The organism is Kocuria sp. CPCC 205297, from assembly GCF_040981035.1.
Taxonomy (GTDB): domain Bacteria; phylum Actinomycetota; class Actinomycetes; order Actinomycetales; family Micrococcaceae; genus Kocuria; species Kocuria marina.
In genome coordinates this window covers 242,328-257,778 of record NZ_JAVKPY010000002.1, presented here as the reverse complement: position 1 = coordinate 257,778, position 15,451 = coordinate 242,328, and the positions used below count along the sequence as shown (strand labels likewise).

Below are 15,451 nucleotides of genomic sequence, written 5' to 3'. Positions count from 1 at the left end.
CACCGGAACCCCGAACCGCAAGGAGAACCCCGTGATCGACCTGACGATCGAGGACGAGATCGCCCGCGTGGTGCTCGACGCACCCAAGAAGCTCAACTCGCTGGACGAGGCCGCGCTGGACGAACTCGCCGCCGCGTACACCGAGGCCGAGCGGGCCGGCGTGCGAGCGCTCGTGCTGAGTGGCGAGGGGCGTGCGTTCTGCGCGGGCCGGGACATCTCCGCCGTGGACCCGGCGAGTGACGACACCGACGGCTACCTCACCGGCAAGGTGCAACCGCTGTTGCAGCAGATGTCCAGCTTCCCCGCGCCCACGTTCGCCGCGGTACAGGGCGCGTGCCTGGGCGTGGGGCTGGGACTCGCGATCGCCACGGACGTGGTGTACGTGGCGCAGGACGCGACCATCGGATCCCCGTTCGCCAACCTGGGGGCCACGCTGGACTCGGGCGGGCACGCCCTGTTCACCGAGCGGCTGGGCGCCCACCGCACCCTGGACCTGATCTACACCGCCGAGATGATGACCGGTGCTGAGGCCGTGGCCGCGGGACTGTTCTCTCGGGCCGTGCCGGCGGACGAGCTCATGGGGTTCACCATGCAGCGGGTGTCGAAGGTGGCCCGCGGTGCCACGCAGTCCTACCTGGCGTCCAAGGAGCTCGTGGCCCAGGTGCGGGACAACCGCGTGGGGTTGTGGGAGTCCATGGCCGCGGAGAACAAGGCCCAGGCGGCCCTGTGCGCCACGGACGACTACAAGGAGGGATTCGCGGCCTTCCAGCAGAAACGCAAGCCGGAGTTCACGGGCCGGGGCTGAACGCTTGGGCCGCCCTGGGGTTCCCGCTGGATACATCTGTGCTGCGATAAGACCGTTCGGGGCGGCGAAAATCGTCTTTCTGCAGCACAGATGTTCCCCATGATGGCTTCCCGGGTGCCCTACGCTGAGGCCCATGCCCACAGCGCGTGACAGCGAGTCCAAGCGGCGTTCCTCGGGACGCACCGCTCAGCCCCTGGAGGACGAGCTGGTCGAGGAGTTCCAGAACACCGTCCAGGAAGGCACGGATCGGCTGCACCGCACGTGGCGGGCGCTGATCATCACCGGCCTCTTCGGCGGGATCGACGTGGGCCTGGGCATCATGGCCATGCTCGCGGTCATGGATGTCACCGACTCCAAACTGCTGGCGGGCATCGCGTTCGGCGTGGGGCTGCTCGCGTTGCGCCTGGCCCACTCCGAGCTGTTCACCGAGGACTTCCTGCTCCCCATCAACGCGGTGGTCGCCGGTCACGGGACGTGGTGGTCACTCGTGCGGCTGTGGGGTGGGACCCTGCTGGCCAACCTCGTGGGTGGTTGGGTGTTCATGTGGGTGGTCGTGGCGGCGTTCCCCGACTTCACGGACTCCCTGGTGGAGGTCGCCTCGGGGTACGTCGCGGACGGGATCGGGTTGGAGACCGTGTGCCTGGCCCTGTTGGCCGGTTCCACCATCACCCTCATGACCCGCATGCAGCAGGGTACGGACAACGACATGATGACCGCGGTGATCTCCCTGATCGGCGGCCTGTTGGTCGTGGGCCTGGGCATGCTCCACGGAGCGCTGAACTCCATCGTGATCTTCGGTGCCATGCACGCCGGTTGGGACTACTCCTACCTGGACTGGTTCGTGTGGTTCGCGTGGGTCATCCCGCTGAACATGATCGGCGGCCTGGTGATCATCTCCATCCCCCGCCTCATCCGCACGTGGGAACTGCTCATGGCCGAGCGCCGCGGCGAGAGGATCTCGGACGCGTCGTCCGAGGACGAAGAAGAGGACTGACCGTCCCGCGGGGCATGGATCGGAACCCATTCCCATACGGCCCGCAGGGAATCCGCCACCGCCTCACACCCGGTTTTCGGCGGGAATGTGATTGCGGTCATACTGTGCGAGAACACAGCGAGATACGAGCACCCGCCCGTACCGGTGAACGGTGACGGGCGGGCGTGATGCGGGACGCCCGAACCGATCCCCCGCCCTTCCCGTTCTCCGCATTCATGCCTTCCAATCGTGACCACACCCTGTGGTCACGTCACCCGCACCCTTCAGGAAAGAAGTCAGTCCATGAACAACCTGGACCCATCCGTTCGTAACAGCGCTCCGTTGACCCGTGAGGAGGTGGAGCACGCGGCGGCCGCACTGGTGGCCGCGTTCGCCGCCACCGACACGCAGGCCTATTTCGCATCCTTCGCCCCGGAGACCGAGTTCGTCTTCCACACCGAATCCGAACGCTTGCCGGATCGGGCGAGCTACGAGCGGCTGTGGCAATCGTGGCTCGACGCCGGGTGGCGGGTCACCGCGTGCGAGAGCAGCAACGCCCGCGTGCACCTGCTCGGGGACGCCGCGGTGTTCGTCCACGACGTCCGCACCACCACGGAGACCGACGGCGCGCCCAGCACCACGTTCGAGCGGGAGACCATCGTGTTCGCGCGGGCGTCCGACGGCGGCATCGTCGCCGTGCACGAGCACCTCTCCGCCCAGCCGGCGCAGGTCGGGGACGAGTCGTGAGCACGCAGCGCACCGGCGGTCGGTCCGCGTGGTCCCGCCTGTCCGACCACCTGGAGGAGAACTCCGAGGGTTTCGGCCCGCTGCGAGGCACGCTGGGCGTCGGCCGGATCGGGATGATCTGGTTGGCGGCGAACCTGGTGGTGACCACGCTGCTCACGGGCACCTTGTTCGTCCCCGGGGTGTCCTGGCCAGTGGCCCTGGGCATGATCGTGCTGGGCACCCTCGTGGGGGCCGCCGTGCTCGTGCTCGTGGGCAACATGGGGACCCGCACCGGGCTCGCCACCATGGCCCTGACCCGGGGGTCCTTCGGACTGCGCGGTTCGTTCCTGCCGGTCGCGGCGAACGTGGTGATCCTCATGGGCTGGAGCTGGGTGCAGGCCATGCTCGCGGGCATCACCGTGAACTTCCTGGTGGCCCAGGCCACCGGGTTCTCCAGCCCGGTGTTGTTCTCCGTGCTGTGCCAGCTGCTCGTGGTCGCGCTGGCCATCTTCGGCCACGAGGGGATCGCCCGCGTGGAACCGTGGTTGGCCTTCGTGATCCTGGCGATCATGGGCTACGTCTACGTGGTCGCGTTCACCACCCACCCCGTGTCCGATTTCGCCGCCGTGACCGTGGATCCCGCCGCGGGCAGTTCGGCGATCGGTGTGCTGGACATCGTGATCGCCACGGCCATCTCCTGGACCGTGCTCTCCGCGGAGTTCAACCGCCTGGCCCGCTCCCAGACCGCCGGTGTCGTGGGTTCCGGTGTCGGCTACGTGATCTCCACCGTGGCCGCGATGAGCCTGGGGGCCACCGCCATCACGCACGTGATCCTGGGCGGTGGTGAACCGGTGGGCTTCGACCCCACGGTGCTCGTGGTGGCCTTCGGCGCACCGCTGGCCGTGGTCATCTTCCTGTCCGTGATGGCCACCAACACCATGGTGGTCTACGGCATGGTGTCCTCCGTGGTGGACCTGGCGCCGTCCCACAAGATCCGCTTCCTGCCGGCGTCCCTGATCCTCGGGGGCATCTCCGTCCTGGGGGCCACGTGGCTCGGTCTGCTGGACCAGTTCACCAGCTTCCTGGGGCTGATCGGGTCCCTGTTCATCCCGGTGTTCGCGATCATGCTCATGGACTACTACGTGGTGAAGCGGCGCAGCTACCACGCGGACATCCTGCGCCGGCGCGGTGGGGCGTACTGGTACCGCGGTGGCGTGAACATCGTGGCCGTGGTCGTGTGGGTACTCGGTGCGGCCTCCTCGCTGGCCTTCACGTACTGGTTCCCCACCCCGGTGGGTACCACCGTCCCCACCTTCGTGCTCTCCGCTGCGCTGTACCTGGGCCTGGCCTTCGCCACCGGGCAGTCCGTGTCGGGCTCCCCGCAGCAGCGTCACCTGGCCGAGGACCCAGAGGCGGTTCGGGTGGAGCAACAGCGCAGAGAGGATGAGACCTCCGATGCGGGTCGTTGACCTGAGCCATCCCGTGGAGACGGGTATGCAGGTGTTCCCGGGGGACCCGAGTGTGTCCTGCCGGGTCGCCACCACGGTGGAGCAGGACGGTTTCGAGGTCACCGAGCTGCACCTGGGCACGCACAGCGGCACTCACATGGACGCCCCCTCGCACATCGTGGCGGGCGGGGCCACCATCGACGAGCTATCCCTGGGGGACTTCGTGGGCCCGTGCCGCGTGGTGCACGTCCCGGACCCGGGCGCGCGGGACGTGATCGGCTGGGGTGACGTCCGCGAGCAGCTCGCGGATCTGCGTCCCGGCGACGCCGTGCTGTTCCGCACCGACTGGTCCCGGCACTTCGGCACCGCGCACTACCTGGCCCACCCGGCTCTGCATGCCGAGATCGCGCAGCACCTGCTCACGGCCGGCGTGCGCGTGATGGGCGTGGACACCCTCAACCCCGACCACACGCCGCACGGCGAGCACGACTCGGGGGAGCTGCCGTTCCACGAACGGTTCCTGGGTTCCGGCGGGGTCATCCTCGAGAACCTCACGAACCTCGGAGACGTCACGTGGCCGGACCCCGTGCTGTGCGCGCTGCCATTAAAGCTGCGCGGGTTGGACGGGTCCCCGGTGCGCGCGGTGGCGCTGCAGCTGTAGCCCCGGGGATCCCGGGACCACGACGCCGCCCGCCCCCAGGGTCACGACGTCGCCCGGTTCCGCCCTGCGGGAACAGCCCGGGCCCCGGTGTGACCCACCCCACCGCCGCTCAGTACCGTGGGGCCATGACTTCTTCCGTCTTCGACCTCGACGCCTTCGACCGCTCGGTCCGCCCCCAGGACGACCTCTTCCGCCACGTGAACGGATCGTGGCTGGAGGAGGCACGGATCCCTGACGACAAGGCCAGCACCGGGGCGTTCATCGAGCTGCGGGACCAGGCTGAGCAGGCGGTGCGCGAGATCATCACGGGCGCGAGCGCGGACGGCGGGGCAGCGGCGTCGGACCCGGCGGAACAGAGTGCGGAGACCAAGATCGCGCTGCTGTACGCGTCCTTCATGGACACGGACCGGATCGAGGAGCTCGGCACCGAACCGCTGCGCGAGGACCTCGAAGCCGTGGCGGCGATCGACTCCACGCGGGCGCTGTCCAAGTGGTTCGGCACGGCCATGCGCCGGGGGATCGGTGCGGCGCTGGACATCGACCTGGACTCGGACCCCGGGGACCCGCAGCGCAATCTCGTGTTCGTGGGGCAGTCCGGGCTGGGGCTGCCGGACGAGGAGTACTACCGCGAGGACCAGTACACCGAGATCCGCGAGAAGTACGTGGCGCACGTCCAGAGGATGCTCGAGCTGGCCGGGTTCGAGGACGCCGCGGCGCAAGCGCAGGCGGTCATGGACCTCGAGACGCGCATCGCTGCGCAGCACTGGGACAAGGTCACGGTGCGGGACCTCACCAAGATGTACAACCCCATGGGGTTCGCGGAACTCACGGACCAGGTGTCCCGCCTGGATTGGGACGCCGTGCTCGAGGGCATGGGGCTCACCCCGGAGCACCTGAGCACCGTGATCAACGCCCAGCCCAGCTTCTTCGCGGGCCTGGACGAGCTGCTCACCGACGACCTGCTGGACGCGTGGAAGTCCTGGGCCCGCTGGCACGTGGTCTCCGCCCGCGCCGCGTACCTGCCGCAGGCCTTCGTGGACCAGAACTTCTCGTTCTACGGGACCGTGCTCTCCGGGACGCCGCAGTTGCGCGAACGCTGGAAGCGCGGCGTCGGTCTGGTCAACGGCGCCCTGGGTGAGGCCGTGGGCGAACTGTACGTCGCCGAGAACTTCTCGCCGTCCGCCAAGGCGCGCATGGACGAGCTCGTGGCGAACCTGCTGGAGGCGTACCGCGACTCGATCGAGCACCTGGACTGGATGACGGAAGACACCCGGGCCGAGGCGCTCAAGAAGCTCTCCGGATTCACTCCCAAGATCGGCTACCCGGAGAAGTGGAAGGACTACTCGGGCCTGCTGGTGCGCGGGGACGACCTGGTGGGCAACGTAGTGCGCACCGCCCAGTTCGCGGTGGACGAGCTCGCGCGCAAGGCCGGCAAGCCGGTGGAGAAGCACGAGTGGCTCATGACCCCGCAGACGGTCAACGCGTACTACCACCCGCTGCGCAACGAGATCGTGTTCCCCGCGGCCATCCTGCAGCCCCCCTTCTTCAACGAGGACGCGGACGACGCCGTGAACTACGGGGCCATCGGCTCGGTGATCGGTCACGAGATCGGTCACGGCTTCGACGACAAGGGTTCCACGTGCGACGGCGAGGGCAAGCTGCGCAACTGGTGGACGGACCAGGACCGCGCGGCGTTCGAGCAGCGCACGGCCCGTCTCGTGGGCCAGTACGCGGCGCTGTCCCCCGCGCAGTTCGCGGACGACGACGCCGCTCCGCACGTCAACGGCGAACTCACCCTGGGTGAGAACATCGGAGACCTGGGCGGCTTGTCCATTGCCTACAAGGCATGGAAGACCGCGCAGGAGAAGAAGGACCGTCCGGACAGCGAGAGCGTCGACGGGTACACCCCCGCGCAGCGGCTGTTCATCTCCTGGGCCTACGTGTGGCAGGAGAAGTCCCGGGACGAGGCGCTAAAGACACGCATCGCCACGGATCCGCACTCCCCCGCCGAGTTCCGTGCTGCCCAGACCCCGCGCAACGTGGACGCGTTCTACGAGGCGTTCGACGTCCAGGACTCGGACGGCATGTGGCTGCCGAAGGAGGAACGCGTGGCCATCTGGTAGCGCCCCTCGAGCTACGTGGACGGAGCCCCGCCGGTCGGACCGGCGGGGCTTCTGCGCGTCTCAGACGCTCGAGCGGGATTGCTGCATGAACTCGTTCATCGCGAATCCCCAGATCGCGAAGAAGAACACGAACCACAGCACCATCAGGATCAGCAGCACCACACCGACCCAGCCCAGGACCTTGCCCGCGGTCGCCCTGCCGCCGAGTTTCTCGGCCTTCGTGGCCTGCCACAGGGCGAACGGTGCGAGGATCGGCAGGACGGTGACCCCCAGGATGCCCAGCACGAGTGACGTCTCCGAGCTGGAGCTCGCCTGCTGTTGCCGCTGGGCGTCCTCCGGTCCGGCGGGGACGTAGTGCCACTGTCCTGCGGGCTGCGCGTAGGGACGGTGGGTATCGGCCGACACGGACAGGGGCTGCGTGTCGCGGTGGTACTCGGTCCCCGGGTACCGGGTTCCTTCCTCGTGGGGCGAGGTGCCACTGCCCGGGTGGTTGCTCGTGCTCATGACCCGTTCTCCCTACGCCAGTGGTCTGCGAGTGCGACCATCTTCTCGTGCGCGGCACGAGCGGACAAGGGTGCGCCCCCGCCCACGACGCCGCTTCCGGCCCCCGAGCGCATACCATCACCTCAGGATCCTGCTTCTGCGCCGAGAGGCGCGTACGGAGAGCCCAGACGAAGGAGAACCGTGAGCCACCCCGAAGACCCGGCCGAGCGGCGTCGTGGATCGATCAGCCACCGTGTCCTGCGCGGCGGGACGGAACCGGACCCCCGCTTCACGCTGGCAAACGAACGCACGTTCCTCGCCTGGATCCGCACGTCCCTGGCCTTCTTGGCCGGGGGCATCGCCATCGAGGCGTTCACCGGGGACATCTTCGACATCGCGGTGCGCAAGTTCCTGGCCCTGGTCCTGCTGGTGCTGGGCATGTTCCTCAGTGCCGGAGCCGCACTGCGGTGGCTGCGCGTGGAACGTTCCATGCGGCACAAGGCTCCCCTGCCCCTGCCGCTGATCGTCCCGCTCGTGGCGGTGGGGGGCGCGATCGCCTCCGGGGTGCTCGTGGTCGTGGTGCTGGCCCGATGAGTTCCATCACCCCGCCGGGCGTGCGCACGCACGAAGATCCGGGACTGCAACCCGAGCGCACTGTGCTGTCCTGGGGCCGGACCATGCTGGCACTGTGCACCGCCGCGGGGATCTACCTGAAGTGGCTCCCGGCCCACGGCACGTTCGTGCTCTCGTTGTTCGCCGTGGCGTTGTGCCTCTCCGGAGGGATCTATGCCACACAACGCATGCGTTATCGGCGGGAATCCGTGGGAATCGCCGGGGAGCGGATCACGCCGGACCTGGTGGCCGTGGCCGTGACCTCCGGCACGTGTCTGATGCTAGGCGTCCTGGGAATCACCACGGTGATCGTCTTCTGAGAATTTGTGGCCACTTCGGTGGACCCTTGCGTGGGGATCCCCACGTGTGCTGTGATGCCGCGCATAATATCCCTCAGCCGCCGCAATCCGCGCGGCGCCGGACCATCACAACTACGGGAGAACCCTGTGTCTTCATCTTCGTCCGGTGGGGGAAACATCTCGACGGCGGCCACGCCGCCCGATCCACACGCATCCCACCGCCCCGATCCACGGCCCACCGACCAGGACGTCGCGCCCGACGGCTCACTGCGCCGCACCCTCAAGTCGCGTCACCTGACCATGATCGCGATGGGCGGTGCGATCGGCACCGGTCTGTTCGTGGCCTCCGGCAACTCCATCAACACCGCGGGTCCCGGCGGGGCGCTCGTCGCCTACGCTGCGATCGGGTTCATGGTGTTCCTGCTCATGCAGTCCCTGGGCGAGATGGCCACGCACCTGCCCGTGGCGGGCTCGTTCGAGGAGTACTCCACCCGCTACATCAGCCGCTCCTTCGGCTTCGCGATCGGGTGGAACTACTGGTACAACTGGGCGATCACCGTGGCCGCGGAACTCGTGGCGGCCGCGCTGGTGATGCGCTACTGGTTCCCGGACGTCCCCGCGTGGATCTGGTCCGCGCTGTTCCTGGTGATCCTCTTTTCCCTCAACGCCCTCAGCGCTCGCGCGTACGGCGAGAGTGAGTTCTGGTTCTCCCTGGTCAAGGTGATCACCGTGGTGATCTTCCTGGTCCTGGGTGTTCTGATGATCCTGGGCATCCTGGGCGGCCCGTCCCCCGGGTTCCACAACTGGACCGCCGGCGAGGCGCCCTTCGTCAACGGCTTCACCGGCATCATGGCCATCTTCATGGTCGCGGGGTTCTCCTTCCAGGGCACCGAGCTCGTGGGTGTCGCGGCCGGCGAGGCCGACAACCCCCACGAGACCGTTCCCAGGGCCATCCGCACGGTCTTCCTGCGCATCCTGCTCTTCTACATCGGTGCGATCGCCGTGATCGGTTTCCTGATCCCCTACACCGATCCCCACCTGCTCGCGAGCGACGTGGAGGACGTCTCCATCTCCCCGTTCACCCTGGTGTTCGAGCACGCCGGTGTCTTGGCCGCGGCGAGCGTGATGAACGCCGTGATCCTCACCGCCATCCTCTCCGCGGGCAACTCGGGCCTGTATGCCTCCACCCGTATGCTCTACGCGCTCGCGAAGGGCGGGAAGGCTCCCCGGTTCCTGGCCCGGGTCAACCGCCGCGGTGTCCCGATGCTCGCACTGCTGGCCACCACGCTGATCGGCATGTTCTGCTTCCTGACCACCCTGATCGGTGAGGGTCAGGCGTACGTGTGGCTCATCAACGCCTCCGGCCTGGCCGGTTTCATCGTGTGGATGGGGATCGCGTGGAGCCACTACCGGTTCCGCAGGGCCTACGTCCTGCAGGGCGGGGATCCCAAGAACCTCACCTACCGTGCCCGGTTCTTCCCCATCGGCCCCGTGGTCGCGCTCATCATGTGTGCCGTGGTGATCCTGGGTCAGGGCTACAGCCTGATCACGTCCGGGGAGGTCAACGCCCTCGGCCTGCTGTCCTCGTACCTGGGCCTGCCCGTGTTCCTGGCCCTGTGGCTCGGGCACAAGGTCGTGACCAAGGACAAGCCCGTGGACCTGCTCACCGCAGACGTCTCGCAGCACTGATCCGACCGTGCCCCACGGATGACATGACGACGCCGCTCCAAGGCTTGGAGCGGCGTCGTCGTGTCCGCGGGTGGGGATCGGGGCGTCAGTCCGCGATCAGATCCCGCATCACGATGGTGTCGTCCCGATCCGGGCCCACACCGATCGCGGAGATCCGGCACCCGGACATCTTCTCCAACGCCTCAACGTACGCGCGGGCGTTGGCGGGGAGGTCCCCCAGGGTGCGGGCCCCGGTGATGTCCTCGGTCCAGCCCGGGAAGTTCTCGTACACGGGCTGGGCGTGGTGGAAGTCGGACTGGGTCATGGGCATCTCGTCGAAGCGCTGACCGTCCACCTCGTAGGCCACGCACACCGGGATCTCACGCAGCCCGGTGAGCACGTCCAGCTTGGTGATGAACAAGTCCGTGAAGCCGTTGATCCGCGCGGCCTGGCGGGCCATGACGGCGTCGTACCAGCCGGTGCGGCGCGGCCGGCCCGTGTTGACGCCGAACTCGCCGCCGGTCTTGCGCAGCTGCTCACCCATCTCGTCGAAGAGCTCGGTGGGGAACGGACCGGCGCCCACGCGCGTGGTGTACGCCTTCTGGATGCCGATCACCCGGGTGATGCGCGTGGGGCCCACACCCGAGCCCACGGACGCGCCGCCCGCGGTGGGGTTCGACGACGTCACGAACGGGTAGGTGCCGTGGTCCACGTCCAGGAATGTGGCCTGGCCGCCCTCCATGAGCACCACTTCGTCGCGGTCCAGGGCCTCGTTGAGCACTCGCGTGGAGTCCACGATCATGGGCGCGAGGCGCTCGGCGAAGCCCAGGAAGTACTCCGCGATCTCATCCACCTCGAACGCGCGGCGGTTGTAGAGCTTGACGAGCAGCTCGTTCTTCTGGCGCAGCGCGCCCTCGATCTTCTGCCGCAGGATGGACTCGTCCAGCACGTCCTGCACGCGGATGCCCAGGCGGCCCACCTTGTCCATGTACGTGGGACCGATCCCGCGGCCCGTGGTACCGATCGCGCGCTTGCCCAGGAACCGCTCGGTGACCTGGTCCAGCGTCTGGTGGTACGGGGCCACGAGGTGCGCGTTGGCGGAGATCCGCAGGTGGGACGTGTCCGCGCCGCGGGCCTCGAGGCCATCGATCTCCTCGAACAGGGCCTGGGGGTTGATCACCACGCCGTTGCCGATCACAGAGGTGGCGTTGGGGCTGAGGATGCCCGCGGGAAGAAGCTTGAGCTCGAACTTCTCACCGCCCACCACCACGGTGTGCCCGGCGTTGTTGCCGCCGTTGGGCTTGACCACGTAGTCCACCCGGCCACCCAGGAGATCCGTGGCCTTGCCCTTGCCCTCATCGCCCCACTGGGCTCCGACGATCACGATTGCTGGCATAGCTGGCTACTCCTGCCCGGGCTTGCACCCATTCGGCACGACAACGGTTGAGGAGTACGCGCGGGGCACGTACCAACCAATTCTAACGGTGACGCCCACCACCGCCGCTCTCGTCCGCCTACCCCGGTCACGGCGCGAATTCGGCGTCCGACACGCCACGGACATCGCGACTGGTGAGAGCACAGAATATTTTGATGAAACCTTTACTTTTCGGTAGGTCGCACGCAGGCTTGGGTCATTGCGATGCACCTCACGACATCCCCCGAATGTCAAAGGACGAGACATGAACCACGAGACAAGGGCTGGTCGTGGCAGAGCCGCCAAGGCCTGCCTCACGACCGCCCTGGGCCTGGCATTGGCCCTGGTCACGGCGCTGCCGGCGAGCGCCGTCGACATCACCCCGGCGCCCAAGACGGACGACCACAACACCCAGAACCCCGACCGGCTGATCGGCTCGGACCTCAAGGATGCCGAGGGCCAGGTGGCGGTCTTCGTGCAGCTGCAGGGACCGAGTGCTTTCGAGGCCACGCAACCCGAGGGCGTGCGCTCCGGGAGCCAGGACCCGGTCCAGGCCGCCGCGCGGGTGCAGGCCATCCGCAAGTCGGTGGAGAGCATGGGTTCCACCCTGGCCTCCGCCTCCGGGTCCGACCTGCTGTACACCACATCCAACGCCCTTCGCGGAGTCGCCCTCAAGGGAGATGCCGCGCAGTTGCGTGAGCTGAGCAAGCGCTCCGACGTGGTCAAGATCTCCAAGATCGTCCCCGCCTACCGCAACAACGCGGGTTCCGTGCTGGACACCAACACCCTCAACGCCTGGACCCAGACCGGCCAGACCGGTAAGGGCGTCAAGGTCGCCATCATCGACTCGGGCATCGACTACACCCACGCCGACTTCGGTGGTCCGGGCACCGTCGACGCCTACAAGAAGGCCAAGGCCTCGAACGACCTGCCGGGCAAGGACTCGGGTCTGTACGACTCCAAGAAGTTCCTCGGCGGGTACGACCTCGCGGGCGACGCCTACGACGCCCAGATTCCCACCAGCGTCCCGAAGCCGGACAACAACCCGCTGGACTGCGAGGCCGGCGGCCACGGAACGCACGTGGCGGGCACCACCGCGGGCTACGGCGTGGGCGCGGACGGCAAGACCTACAAGGGCGATTTCACCAAGCTGACGCAGGAGCAGGTCGGCAAGATGCGGATCGGCCCGGGCACCGCACCCGAGGCGCAACTGATCGGACTGCGCGTCTTCGGCTGTGAGGGTTCCACCAACCTGGTCCTCGACGCCCTGGACCGTTCCCTGGACCCCAACATGGACGGGGACTTCTCGGACAAGGCGGACATCATCAACATGTCCCTCGGGTCCGACTTCGGCCCGGCCGACGACCCCCAGAACGACTTGATCGACGCGCTGTCCCGCCAGGGCATCCTCTCGGTCATCGCCGCGGGCAACGCCGGGGACGCCCACGAGATCTCCGGCTCCCCGGGCAGCGCGCGTTCCGCATTGACTGTGGCCAACTCCCAGGGCAGCACCGCCGCGCAGGACAAGGCCGAGGGCCTCTCGCCTGACAGCGCCAAGGGTGAACTGACCGGCTCCTACAGCGGGAGCTTCAACTACAGCGATGCCAAGCCCGAACAGCTCCAGGGCGACGTCGTGGTCGGCCCGCAGGACAACCGTTTCGGCTGCACTCCCTTCTCGCAGAACTTCGGCGGCAAGTGGGTCATGCTCGACTGGGAGGACAAGGCCGGCTTCCCGTGCGGCTCGAAGGTCCGCTTCGACAACGTCCAGGCCGCCGGCGGCAAGGGCGTGGTCCTGGAGTCCGACTACTCGGTGGATCCCACGAGCATCGCGGGCAACGCCGGCGTCCCGGGTCTGTTGATGAGCAAGGAATCCGTCGCCAAGATCAAGCCGGCCGCCCAGGCCGGCGGGGCCCGGGTCAAGCTAGCCCCGGAGTGGATCGGCGCCGCCAGGGCTCAGACCGGCCAGAAGGACCAGGTCAACGATTCGACCTCCCGCGGTCAGCACGGCAGCAACGGGGTCATCAAGCCCGACGTCGCCGCACCCGGCACCAACATCGGTTCCGCCGGTGTGGCCGCGGGCAACGGCGTGTCGGTCAAGACCGGCACCTCCATGGCCACCCCGCACGTGGCCGGGATCGCCGCCCTGGTGCAGCAGAAGCACCAGAACTACGACCCCCAGATGATCAAGGCCGCCATCATGAACTCGGCCGTGCACGACGTGCACGCCGCGAACGGGGCCACCTCCGCGGTGGACCGCGTGGGTTCGGGTCGTGTGGACGCACTGCGCGCCGTGAACCAGGACGTGCTGGTCTACGACAAGGCCAATCCGGCCCTGATCTCCTCGACCTTCGGGGTCACCGAGATCAAGAACGGCAAGGAGACCTTCTCCCGTGAGCTGGTCGTGGACAACACCAGCGGCGCGGCGCACACGTACCAGGTGCGCTTCGACGCTTCCACCGACGTCCCGGGCGTGAGCTTGTCCACGCCGGGATCGGTCAGTGTGGCCAAGGGCGGCAAGGCCACCGTCAAGGTGACCGCCACCGTGGATCGCGCGCAACTGGCCAAGACCCACGACCCCTCCGAGGCCGTGACCCAGCTGGGCTTCGCCCGTCAGTTCCTGGCCTCCGAATCCGGCCGCCTGGTCCTGACGGAGAACGGCCAGGACCTGCGCGTCCCCATGTCGATCGCCCCGAAGCCGGCGGCCGACATGCGGGTGGAGAACGCCACGCTGGACCGGTGGGACAAGAACGGCACGAGCGCCGTCGCCCTCGCCGGCACCGGCCTGGACCAGGGCGGCTGGCAGTCGGCCCTGGGGGCCTTCGAGCTGGGCGCCAAGTCGGGCCGCCTGGATTCCACCAAGCTGGCCGGCGGCAACTCCCAGTTCGCCGATCTGCAGTACGTGGGCGCTTCCTCGAACCTCCCGCAACTGAAGGCCGAGAAGAAGGACGTGAGCAAGGACGGCATGATCAACTTCGGTGTCTCCAGCTGGGGCAACGCGAGCACAATCAAGCCGGACGTCTCCACGGAGATCGCGATAGACACCACCGGCAACGGTCGCCCCGACTACATCGCGGCCCTGGGCCGGACGGATGGTCTGGACTACCCGGTGGTGAACCTGTACGGCTACGTCAACGGTGAGCTCACGGTGATCGACAGCCAGCCGCTGAACGGTTCCTGGGGTGACGTGGACACCAACACGTTCGACACCAACGCCATGGTGATGCCGGTCAGCGCCGCGAAGCTGGGTATCGATCCCACCAAGACCGACACCAAGCTGACCTACCAGGTGACCACCTTTTCCGGGAGCATCGACGGCCCCGTGGACCGCACGGGCGTGATCGAGTACAGCCCGGTCACCCCGAAGATCTCCTTCCGCGGGGAACAGGTCAACACGTCGCTGTTCACCGACCTGCCCGGTAAGAAGCTGACCGCGCACCGCGGTTCGGAGAGCGCCAAGGGCGAGGCCCTGTTCCTGCACCTGCACAACGCCGCCGGGGACCTCTCCGGTATCCGCGCGGGTCAGGACGGCGCCAAGGCCGAGGTCAAGACTTTCCAGTCCGCGGCGAAGGCCCCCGAGACCCAGAACCCGATGTTCAAGGACGTTCCCAAGAACCACGTGTTCTACTCGGAGATCTCCTGGCTGGCCAACAAGGGCATCACCCGCGGTTGGCCGGACGGGACGTTCCGCCCCGCCCAGGCCGTGAACCGCGACCAGATGGCCGCGTTCCTCTACCGGATGGCCGGTTCGCCGCAGTACACGCCTCCCACCAAGTCCCCCTTCAAGGACGTGCCCACCAGCCACGTCTTCTACAAGGAGATCGCCTGGATGAGCGAGCAGGGCATCACCAAGGGGTGGCCGGACGGGACCTTCCGCCCGTACCAGCAGATCAACCGCGACCAGATGGCCGCGTTCTTTTACCGGATGGCGGGATCCCCGGCGTACACCGCTCCGAAGGCCTCCCCCTTCAAGGACGTGCCCACCAACCGCGTCTTCTACAAGGAGATCGCCTGGATGAACGGGCAGAACATCGCCCGTGGTTGGTCGGACGGGACCTTCCGCCCCTACGAGCCCGTGAGGCGCGATCAGATGGCGGCGTTCCTCTTCCGCTACGACCAGCAGAAGTAGTCGCTCCCAGCGGGGTTCACCACATCGGTTGATCCTCCGCAACGGCGAGGGCCCCGTGGCAGCCACAGTGTGGATGTCATGGGGCCCTCGCCGTGTCCGGGTCAGGCCTGTTG

At 67.8% G+C, this 15,451-nt stretch carries 12 protein-coding genes; 10 read left to right on the top strand and 2 right to left on the bottom strand.

Annotated features, from left to right (window positions below; translation table 11 throughout):
* Positions 1-31 precede the first annotated feature (31 nt).
* The 6 genes from RF650_RS02775 (at position 32) to RF650_RS02750 (ending at position 6,736) form a co-directional block, all read left to right on the top strand.
* Positions 32-805: an enoyl-CoA hydratase/isomerase family protein gene (locus RF650_RS02775; RefSeq protein WP_368814015.1), complete on the top strand. Its 774-nt coding sequence runs from the start codon at positions 32-34 to the stop codon at positions 803-805.
* A gap of 133 nt (positions 806-938) precedes the next feature.
* Positions 939-1,799, top strand: coding sequence for a formate/nitrite transporter family protein (locus RF650_RS02770; RefSeq protein WP_368814014.1), 861 nt, complete (start codon positions 939-941; stop codon positions 1,797-1,799).
* 282 nt (positions 1,800-2,081) lie between these two features.
* Positions 2,082-2,525, top strand: coding sequence for a nuclear transport factor 2 family protein (locus tag RF650_RS02765; protein WP_368814013.1), 444 nt, complete (start codon positions 2,082-2,084; stop codon positions 2,523-2,525).
* Positions 2,522-3,973: a cytosine permease gene (locus RF650_RS02760; protein ID WP_368814012.1), complete on the top strand. Its 1,452-nt coding sequence runs from the start codon at positions 2,522-2,524 to the stop codon at positions 3,971-3,973. Before RF650_RS02765 ends, RF650_RS02760 begins: the two co-directional genes overlap by 4 nt.
* Entirely contained in the window at positions 3,960-4,613 is a 654-nt protein-coding gene (locus tag RF650_RS02755; protein WP_368814011.1) for a cyclase family protein, read from the top strand. Before RF650_RS02760 ends, RF650_RS02755 begins: the two co-directional genes overlap by 14 nt.
* Positions 4,614-4,738: 125 nt before the next feature.
* Entirely contained in the window at positions 4,739-6,736 is a 1,998-nt protein-coding gene (locus RF650_RS02750; RefSeq protein WP_368814010.1) for a M13 family metallopeptidase, read from the top strand.
* Between the two features lie 60 nt (positions 6,737-6,796).
* Here the strand turns inward: RF650_RS02750 and RF650_RS02745 are convergent, their stop codons facing one another.
* Positions 6,797-7,240: a DUF4190 domain-containing protein gene (locus tag RF650_RS02745; protein WP_186317142.1), complete on the bottom strand. Its 444-nt coding sequence runs from the start codon at positions 7,238-7,240 to the stop codon at positions 6,797-6,799.
* A gap of 180 nt (positions 7,241-7,420) precedes the next feature.
* Between RF650_RS02745 and RF650_RS02740 the strand changes: the two genes are divergently transcribed.
* From RF650_RS02740 to RF650_RS02730, 3 genes are all read left to right on the top strand, one after another.
* Positions 7,421-7,813 (top strand): YidH family protein, encoded by a 393-nt coding sequence (locus tag RF650_RS02740; protein WP_368814009.1) that lies wholly within the window; start codon positions 7,421-7,423, stop codon positions 7,811-7,813.
* Positions 7,810-8,151, top strand: a complete 342-nt coding sequence (locus RF650_RS02735) for a DUF202 domain-containing protein (RefSeq protein ID WP_368814008.1) — start codon at positions 7,810-7,812, stop codon at positions 8,149-8,151. Before RF650_RS02740 ends, RF650_RS02735 begins: the two co-directional genes overlap by 4 nt.
* 279 nt (positions 8,152-8,430) lie before the next feature.
* On the top strand, positions 8,431-9,819 hold the full coding sequence (locus tag RF650_RS02730; protein ID WP_368814043.1) for an amino acid permease: 1,389 nt from the start codon (positions 8,431-8,433) through the stop codon (positions 9,817-9,819).
* Positions 9,820-9,904: 85 nt separating this feature from the next.
* Here RF650_RS02730 and RF650_RS02725 read toward each other — a convergent pair whose 3' ends face one another.
* Entirely contained in the window at positions 9,905-11,194 is a 1,290-nt protein-coding gene (locus tag RF650_RS02725) for an adenylosuccinate synthase (RefSeq protein WP_064846482.1), read from the bottom strand.
* A gap of 283 nt (positions 11,195-11,477) precedes the next feature.
* Between RF650_RS02725 and RF650_RS02720 the strand changes: the two genes are divergently transcribed.
* A complete protein-coding gene (locus RF650_RS02720; RefSeq protein WP_368814007.1) occupies positions 11,478-15,338 on the top strand; it encodes a S8 family serine peptidase in 3,861 nt (1,286 codons plus the stop codon).
* Positions 15,339-15,451: the final 113 nt, after the last annotated feature.